The sequence below is a fragment of the Actinomyces sp. Z5 genome (genome assembly GCF_003287795.1).
In the GTDB taxonomy this organism is placed as follows: Bacteria; Actinomycetota; Actinomycetes; order Actinomycetales; family Actinomycetaceae; genus Actinomyces; species Actinomyces glycerinitolerans.
On record NZ_QMIN01000083.1, the window covers coordinates 1 to 7,096 of the forward strand.

Sequence of the window (7,096 nt, forward strand, 5' to 3'; positions counted from 1 at the left end):
GCCGCCGCTGTGTTCCTGGCCGAAACCGCGGGTAGAACCTTCCCCACCGGCGCCCAGCTGGCCTCATACGCCGGCCTGACACCAGTCACCCGGCGGTCCGGGTCCTCCATCCGGGGTGAGGTGCGTCTCCCACGCGGGCAACAAGCGCCTCAAGCCAGCCATGTTCCTGTCGGCCTTCGCCTCACTGCGGTCCGACCCCGCATCCCGGGCGTACTACGAGCGCAAACGCGCCCAGGGCAAACGCCTTGGGCCAGGCCATACTCGCCCTCGCCCACCGCCGCATCCTCACCCTATACGCCATGATCCGCCACGGCTCCCTCTACGACCCACCAGCCCAACAACTACCCACCGCCGCTTGACAAACCACATAGGGGCACCCCCCCACCTCGCAGCTCTGCTATCATGGTGATGATAAAACGTCTTCGATGCGGGATTGAGGATACCCATGCCAGTCATCCGCCCGATCTCCGACCTGCGCAACAAGTTCACGGAGATCTCAGCAACTGTCCATGAGGACGATCGCCCTGTCTTCCTTACCCGCAACGGGGTGGGCGACATGGTGGTGATGAGCATCGAGCACTACGAGGCGCTCGCGCTCAACCGGGAGATCACCGAGGCGCTGGCCGCGGCGGAAGTCGAGATGGAGACAACCACGGAGCGTTTCACCTCGGAGGAAGTACTCGCGTACGCACGCGCCGCGATCGACAACGCCAACGAATCCAGACAGACCAGCACGTCGCACCCCGTCGATACAGAAGCATGAGATCGTACGTAGTCCGCTACCTGCCCAGAGCACAGCAAGAACTCGCCGATGCTGGGCTATCGGTACTCGAGGTATCTGGAGACGTTGATTCCGCAGTGCGGACAGTGCGACACATCGTCACTGTCATCAACTCGTTGAGCACCATGCCGAGTCGTCACCGCGTCTATACGCCATCTCGTTCGCTCTCGCGCGAGTATCGATATGTACGCGCCGACCAGCACCTCGCCTTCTACTGGGTCGATGACGAGTCTGCAACCGTAACCGTCGTCCGGATTATCCATGTGCGCGCGGACATCAGCCGGCACCTGGAGTGAGTCCCAACCGGCTCCCGTCTTTGCACCATCACCCAAACTAGTCTGCTCCCAGTCACCTCCACCGCCGCAGCACGCGCACCCGCACGGCGGCCAGGCGGTCCAGCGGCAGCAGGTTCAGGCGCTCGTCACCGTTGAGGTTGCGGCCACTCACCCACTCCCCCGCCTCGTAGCGGCCCTCGACGGCGTCGTCGATCTCCACGATCTCACCCGGGGCACCGGCCGCCTCCAGCATGAGTCCCTGGCCGATCACCAGCACCTCATCCTCTCCCAGGTCGATCAGCACGCCCATGGCGCGCGTGTCCGCCGGGGCGGGCATGAGCGCCTCCTCCAGGTTCTCCTGCTCGCCGCGGGCCTGCGTGCGCACCTGCACGCCGGCATCGAGGAAGATCTTGCTCAGCACGTCGGCGGCGCCGCGCACGGTCCAGGTCAGGCCGCCCAGCTCGACGACGGCGGTCTCCTCCGCCTCCAGCAGCACGGGCCGGATACGGCCCTCACGCTGCGCCGCCACGATCACACCCTCCGCCCCGGTGAGCAGGTGGTAGGCGGCGGCGAACTGTCCGTCGGGGCGCAGGTCGTCCACCCCGAAGACGTTGAAGCCGACCGCCCCCGAACCGACGGCCCAGAAGACGTTGCCGACGGCCACCCGCGACTCGGGCACCAGCAGCGCATTGTCCTCCCGCACGTACCCGGACACGGCGCCCTTGACGTCGTCGACGTAGATGTCGGGGCCGAGCAGGGCCAGCGTCGGCGCCGCCGCCTTCCACACGTCCACGACGCCGGCCACGGGCCCGCCGCTGGGGTACTGGCCCGGTAGCTCCTGCCCCGGCTGGGGGCCCAGCCAGGCGTTGGCGTAGTAGGCGACGTCCAGGTGCTCGGCCGCGGCGGCGGCCAGCGCCTCGCAGTAGGAGGCGAAGCCCCAGGCCATGAAGACCTCGTCGGCGCCCGGGCCGTCCCCGAACACCTGGGGCCAGGTGCCCGCGGCGGGTGAGCCCTGCTCGCGCCACAGCCGCGAGGCGGTGCCGGTGGCCTCGGGGTGCGCGGCGAGCCAGTCCAGCAGCGCCGTCGGCACCGGGGCGGACCAGGCGGCCTCGGCGTCCGCCGCATGATCGCGGGAGGCGCCCAGCAGGCCCGTTTCGTTCTCCACCTGCACCATGACCACGGTGCCGTCGGCGTCCACTTCGGCGATATGGCGGGCCAGGGCGGTGAAGGCGCGCCGGTCGGCCTCCAGCAGAGCCGGAGAGAACACCGACAGCATGGAGGTGCCGGGTCGGGTGAAGGCACCGGTGGCGCCGTCGGCGCCGGCCTCCGCGCGCGGGAAGCGCCCGGTGTCGGCACGCACCCAGCGGGGCGCGTAGGTGGAGGCGGCGTTCTTGAAGGCGCCGAACCACAGCAGGGTCAGCGCCAGGCCGCGCTCGCGCGCCAGGTCGATCAGCGCGTCCACGCCCGTGAAGTCGAAGGTGCCCTCGCGGGGCTCCACCAGGTGCCAGCTGGCGGTGGCGGTGACGGCGTTGCCGCCGAGCTCGACCACCCGGTCGAAGGCGACGCGGGCGAGCTCGATGTCGGAGCTGGTGGAGTTGTGCAGTTGCCCGCCCAGCAGCAGCCGGGGGCGTCCCCCGACCACCAGGTGGCGGCTGTCGATACGGTTCATGGGAAAGTCTCCTTCGGCTTTCGGAATGGTCGGGGCTGTGGGCGGTTGCGGAATCTGGCGTCCGACGCCGGCGGCCCGGTGGCGAGGAGCCAACCGGGCCGCCGTCGTCGGGATGCGCCTGGGCCGGCTCAGACGGTGACCGTGCGCTTCATCTCGCCGGAGAAGGGCACGGGGATATAGGCCACGCGCGCCGAGACCCGCAGCAGTACCTCGTGCTCACCGGGGGCGAGCCCGCCCTCGTGCAGCACGCGCACGGTGGCCTCGTCGGCGTACTCCCAGCGGAAGAAGGTGACCGTCTCCATCTCCCCCAGGGTGAACCAGTGCTTGCCGTCGTCGGCGGTGAAGCGGATGTCCTCGCGGGGCACGGCCTCACCGTCCACCTCGACCTCGACGTCGTGCACCATCGACAGCGGAATGCCGCGGTAGTAGGGAATGCGGGTGCGCATCTGGAAGCCGATGCTCTTGCCGTCCTCCTCGACATTGGCCAGGGAGTTCTCGGTAAAGATGTATCCGTCGAACATGGGTGCTGCTCACTTTCCGTCGTTCTGGGCGGCGTCGGCGCCGCCGTTCTTGCCGTCGCTTAAGTGCCGTTCCATGAGCTCCTGGTGACGGCGCACCTGCTCGAGGTCGGTGATGGGCTCGCCCGGCAGTACGAAGCGCTGCCCCTCGTACTCACTGCACACGTAGCCGTCGAAGCCCAGCTGGTTGAGCCGGGTGAAGATGCGGCCGTAGTCGATGGAGTACTCCTCGCCCTCATCGGTGACCTCCCAGAACTTGCCGTGGAAGGACTTGATGTAGGGCAGGTACTCGTCCAGGGTGTCCAGAGAGGTGTTCTCATACCCGGTGGACATCATGGCGTAGAAACGGTCCTGGAAGGTGTGGAAGTGCCGGGTAAGCTCCTCCGGGAACTCGTAGTCGTCGGGGTTGTCCGGGTTGCGGGGGAAGAACTGGCGCGGGTCGATGCCGCGGGCGAAGATGTCGTCGATGTACTTGATGACGTCCTCGTTGACCCCGAGAGTCTCGCGGAAGTAGTTCGTGGACACCCGCGGGTGCCGCTGGCAGTAGATGCCGAAGTCGACCACGAGTCCGACGTGCGGGTTGTCGACCTCCTTCATCTCCTTGATCCAGGCCTCCGTCATGGGGTGATCGAAGCTCATACCGGCGTGCACCTCGACCGCCATGGTGATGCCCAGCTTCTCCGCCAGCGGCAGAGTCGGGCGGATCACGGCCGGGTCCGTCTGGGAGACGATGCGCACCAGCGGGAAGCCCAGCCGGTGAGTCAGGCGCAGGTCCGCACTGAGCAGCTCGACCTGCTCCTCAAGCGTCAGCCAGCGGTTCTTGTACAGGGAGGAATTGATGAAGATGTCATTGGAGACTCGCTCGAGCGGGTGCCGCTCCATAATCGCGTCCCACTCGGCGAGGGTCTCCTCGCTGGCACGCGCGGCACCGCGGATCATCTCGTCGGAGAGGATCTCGATGCCCTGTGTGCCCATTTCCTCGACGGCGGCGATGGTGCCCTCAAGCCCGAGGCCGCCGCGTCCATAGGCGTCCTGCAGCGAGTACAGGGAGACGCCCTTCTTGATAGTCATGTATCCGTCCTCTCTCCGTCCTTGGAGGGTTCCTGGAGGGTGCTGAGTTCGTTGCGGCCGGCAGGCGCCGCGGGCGGGATTGCCCGCGGGTGATAGCCGCAGCTGTCTCGGGATGCCCCGGATGCACCGAGGTTATGGCGCGGCGGTTGGGGGCGGCCAGGCACCCGGACACCGCTTCTGCACGATCACGGCATTAGCCCCGCCAACGGCGTCGAAGCCCACCACGCCGTCGAAGCGGCGGACGACGAACGCGAATCACCCCACCGCGGCGCTCCATGATCACAACCGAGCCGAGCACTGTTACACCAATGCCTGAATTAGGCTGAGGGTACGTCGACGCCCATCCCCGTGCGGCGCCGCGGTCATTCACACCGGGAGGCAGCCGTGTCCAGTCCCATCGCCGCAATTGACACCGATGTGCTCCTGACCGTCAACCTCATCCGCACGGGCCGTGCGATTACCCGGCAGCAGCTGGCGCGTATGACTGGAATGAGCCGCAACACGATCTCCTCGCTGATAAACACGGCGATCGACGCCGGGCTCATCGCCCCGGACGGCTCGGCGCCCTCGACCGGGGGTCGAGCGCCCGCCACGTGGAGATTCCGTCAGGAGGCCGGGCTCGTGCTCGCGGTGGGCGTGCACACCTCGACGCTGCGCCTCGCCGTCACAGACCTCGCCGGGCAGCCGGTGGAGCGACGCACCCTGGACTGGCCCATAACCCGCGGCCCGGAAGCGACCCTGACCCGGGCCGCCGAAGAGCTGCAGGACATGACGCGCCGCCACGAGCCACCGGTTTGGGCGGCCGGAGTCTCACTCCCCGGCCCGATCAACCAGGAGACCGGACGCCCGTCGAGCCCGCCGATCATGCCCGGCTGGGACGACTTCGACGTCGTCGGCACCCTCGAGCCCGCCCTGGGCGTGCCGGTCGCCACGGGAAACGACGTCAACATCATGCTGCTGGGTTACGCCTCCACCCTGCCCGACCAGGGCAGGCGGGAGTCGGCAAACATCCTCTACCTGCAAGTCGGCACCGGAATCGGCGTCGGAATCATGTCCAACGGACACCTGCACCTGGGTGCTGCAGGCGCCGCCGGCGACATCGGGCACGTGCAGGTCTCCGGAACTGACTCGGTGATCTGCCGCTGTGGCCGTACCGGATGCCTGGAGGCCGTGGCGGGCGGGTGGGCGCTGCTGCGTGACGCCCACCGAGCTGCGGTGGAGGGGTTGAGCCCGCACCTGAAGGAGTGTCTGGATCGGCGTGGCGAGCTGACCGTCGAGGACATCGTCACCGGCGTGAACGCCGGCGATACCGAATGCGTCACCCTGATGGTGCGCTCCGCGACCGCCGTCGGCGATGCCCTGGCCATGGTGGTCAGCTTCTTCAACCCCGGACGGGTGGTACTGGCCGGGCCGATGCCGCAGGGGTGCCCCATGTTCCTGGACGTCATCCGGCGCATCGTGTACGAGCGCGCACTGTCCTTGGCCACCACCGACCTGGAGATCCTGCCCGCGGACAGCGGACTCGACGACGAGCTGCGCGGCTGTGCCCTGCTCGCCGTCAACTCGGTCTTCACCGCCGCCACCGCCTGACCCCGTTCCCGCCCCTCTCTCCCCGAGGTCGGTTGAAGTTACGTGCCGAGGTCGGTAGTAATGTCGCAGCCGCACCGCCGGCAGCCGCTGCCCCTGCACGAAGGAGTTCCCATGATCCGCATCATCGCCACGTTCACGGTCCGGCCCGACACCGTCGGGGAGTTCACCGCCAAGGCGCGTCAACTGGTGGAGGGTTCGCGCGCGGAGCCCGGCAATATCTCCTACGAGTTGCTGCGCGCCCGCGACGACGCCACGACCCTCACCTTCCTGGAGGCATGGGCCGACGACGCCGCCATTGAGACGCACAACGCCTCGGCGCACTTCACAACGATCATTCCCCAGCTGATCGCCCTGTCCACCGGCGATCCGACGATCGTCCAATACGAGCCGGCCTGATTTCGATCGCCCCAGGAAATGCGGCTCTTCCGGCTTGAGGGCGCGATGGTTCCGGCTGCCTCATTCTCCGTTGATCAGTGCCTGGAGCATCTGCTGGTGGCGGGTCAGCTGCTCGACGTCGGGAATCGGGTCCCCGGGGATGATGAAGCGCTGCCCCTCGTACTCACTGCACAGGTAGCCGTCGTAGTCGAGCTGCTTCAGGCGAGCGACGACGGCCGGGTAGTCTATGGAGGCCTCCTGGTAGCCGCCGACGCCGTCGGGAACCATTTCCCAGAACTTGGCGTGGAAGGACTTGATCCACGGCAGGTACTCGTCCAAGGTGTCTAGGGACGTGTTCTCGTAACCGGAGGCGTTGGTCGCGTACACCTCATCCACAGGCGACTTGAACAGGTGTGTCAGCTCCTCGGGGAACTCGTAGGCGTCCCGGTTCTCCTCCCCGGTGGCACGGGGGAAGGCTCGGCGACCGTCGGATCCGGAGGCGTAGATGTCGGCGATGTACTCAACCACATCTTCGTTGAGCCCTTGTGCACGGAAGTAGTTCGTAGCGATTTCGGGGTAGCGGTGGCAGTAGATGCCGAAGTCGACCACGAGTCCGACGTGCGGGTTGTCCAGATCCCGCATCTGCTCGATCCAGGCGGCGGTGAGGGGGTGGTCGAAGCTCATGCCTGCGTGCACCTCAACCGCCATGGTGATGCCCAGCTTCTCCGCCAGCGGGTCTTGCACCGCCCCGTTGGACCGCCCACGCCCCGTTGGACCGCCCACGCCCCGTTGGACCGCTGTAACCGGCGGCTACGGC

General features: G+C 67.5%; 8 protein-coding genes and 1 pseudogene. 5 read left to right on the forward strand and 4 right to left on the reverse strand.

What is annotated here, in order from left to right; translation table 11 throughout:
* The 3 genes and pseudogenes from DRB06_RS11985 to DRB06_RS11995 all read left to right on the forward strand — a co-directional run.
* Nucleotides 1-359: pseudogene (locus DRB06_RS11985) on the forward strand (transposase); the annotation flags it as partial.
* An 86-nt stretch (nucleotides 360-445) separates the two neighbouring features.
* Entirely contained in the window at nucleotides 446-763 is a 318-nt protein-coding gene (locus tag DRB06_RS11990; protein ID WP_073328917.1) for a type II toxin-antitoxin system Phd/YefM family antitoxin, read from the forward strand.
* Nucleotides 760-1,077 carry a type II toxin-antitoxin system RelE/ParE family toxin gene (locus DRB06_RS11995; RefSeq protein WP_073328915.1) on the forward strand — a complete coding sequence of 106 codons (318 nt, stop codon included), beginning with the start codon at nucleotides 760-762 and terminating at the stop codon, nucleotides 1,075-1,077. Before DRB06_RS11990 ends, DRB06_RS11995 begins: the two co-directional genes overlap by 4 nt.
* A 52-nt stretch (nucleotides 1,078-1,129) precedes the next feature.
* On the opposite strand, the gene DRB06_RS12000 is transcribed toward DRB06_RS11995, so the two are convergent.
* From DRB06_RS12000 to DRB06_RS12010, 3 genes are all read right to left on the reverse strand, one after another.
* Nucleotides 1,130-2,725: a DUF5597 domain-containing protein gene (locus DRB06_RS12000; RefSeq protein ID WP_111820064.1), complete on the reverse strand. Its 1,596-nt coding sequence runs from the start codon at nucleotides 2,723-2,725 to the stop codon at nucleotides 1,130-1,132.
* Between the two features lie 128 nt (nucleotides 2,726-2,853).
* Complete coding sequence (locus DRB06_RS12005) at nucleotides 2,854-3,246, reverse strand: DUF6379 domain-containing protein (protein ID WP_111820065.1); 393 nt, start codon at nucleotides 3,244-3,246, stop codon at nucleotides 2,854-2,856.
* A gap of 9 nt (nucleotides 3,247-3,255) precedes the next feature.
* Nucleotides 3,256-4,314: a sugar phosphate isomerase/epimerase gene (locus DRB06_RS12010; protein ID WP_108968751.1), complete on the reverse strand. Its 1,059-nt coding sequence runs from the start codon at nucleotides 4,312-4,314 to the stop codon at nucleotides 3,256-3,258.
* 384 nt (nucleotides 4,315-4,698) lie between these two features.
* On the opposite strand from DRB06_RS12010, the gene DRB06_RS12015 reads away from it, so the two are divergent.
* Together DRB06_RS12015 and DRB06_RS12020 are read left to right on the forward strand one after the other, a co-directional pair.
* Nucleotides 4,699-5,904: an ROK family transcriptional regulator gene (locus tag DRB06_RS12015; RefSeq protein WP_111820066.1), complete on the forward strand. Its 1,206-nt coding sequence runs from the start codon at nucleotides 4,699-4,701 to the stop codon at nucleotides 5,902-5,904.
* A gap of 111 nt (nucleotides 5,905-6,015) precedes the next feature.
* On the forward strand, nucleotides 6,016-6,300 hold the full coding sequence (locus DRB06_RS12020) for a putative quinol monooxygenase (protein ID WP_111820067.1): 285 nt from the start codon (nucleotides 6,016-6,018) through the stop codon (nucleotides 6,298-6,300).
* 60 nt (nucleotides 6,301-6,360) lie between these two features.
* On the opposite strand, the gene DRB06_RS12025 is transcribed toward DRB06_RS12020, so the two are convergent.
* On the reverse strand, nucleotides 6,361-7,023 hold the full coding sequence (locus DRB06_RS12025) for a hypothetical protein (RefSeq protein ID WP_111820068.1): 663 nt from the start codon (nucleotides 7,021-7,023) through the stop codon (nucleotides 6,361-6,363).
* Between the last annotated feature and the right edge of the window lie 73 nt (nucleotides 7,024-7,096).

What these genes read in the sequence shown, in the direction of transcription:
- DRB06_RS11990 (WP_073328917.1), top strand. Translation starts at nt 446, where the DNA reads ATGCCAGTCATCCGCCCGATCTCCGACCTGCGCAACAAGTTCACGGAG.
- DRB06_RS11995 (WP_073328915.1), top strand. Translation starts at nt 760, where the DNA reads ATGAGATCGTACGTAGTCCGCTACCTGCCCAGAGCACAGCAAGAACTC.
- DRB06_RS12000 (WP_111820064.1), bottom strand. Translation starts at nt 2,725, where the DNA reads ATGAACCGTATCGACAGCCGCCACCTGGTGGTCGGGGGACGCCCCCGG.
- DRB06_RS12005 (WP_111820065.1), bottom strand. Translation starts at nt 3,246, where the DNA reads ATGTTCGACGGATACATCTTTACCGAGAACTCCCTGGCCAATGTCGAG.
- DRB06_RS12010 (WP_108968751.1), bottom strand. Translation starts at nt 4,314, where the DNA reads ATGACTATCAAGAAGGGCGTCTCCCTGTACTCGCTGCAGGACGCCTAT.
- DRB06_RS12020 (WP_111820067.1), top strand. Translation starts at nt 6,016, where the DNA reads ATGATCCGCATCATCGCCACGTTCACGGTCCGGCCCGACACCGTCGGG.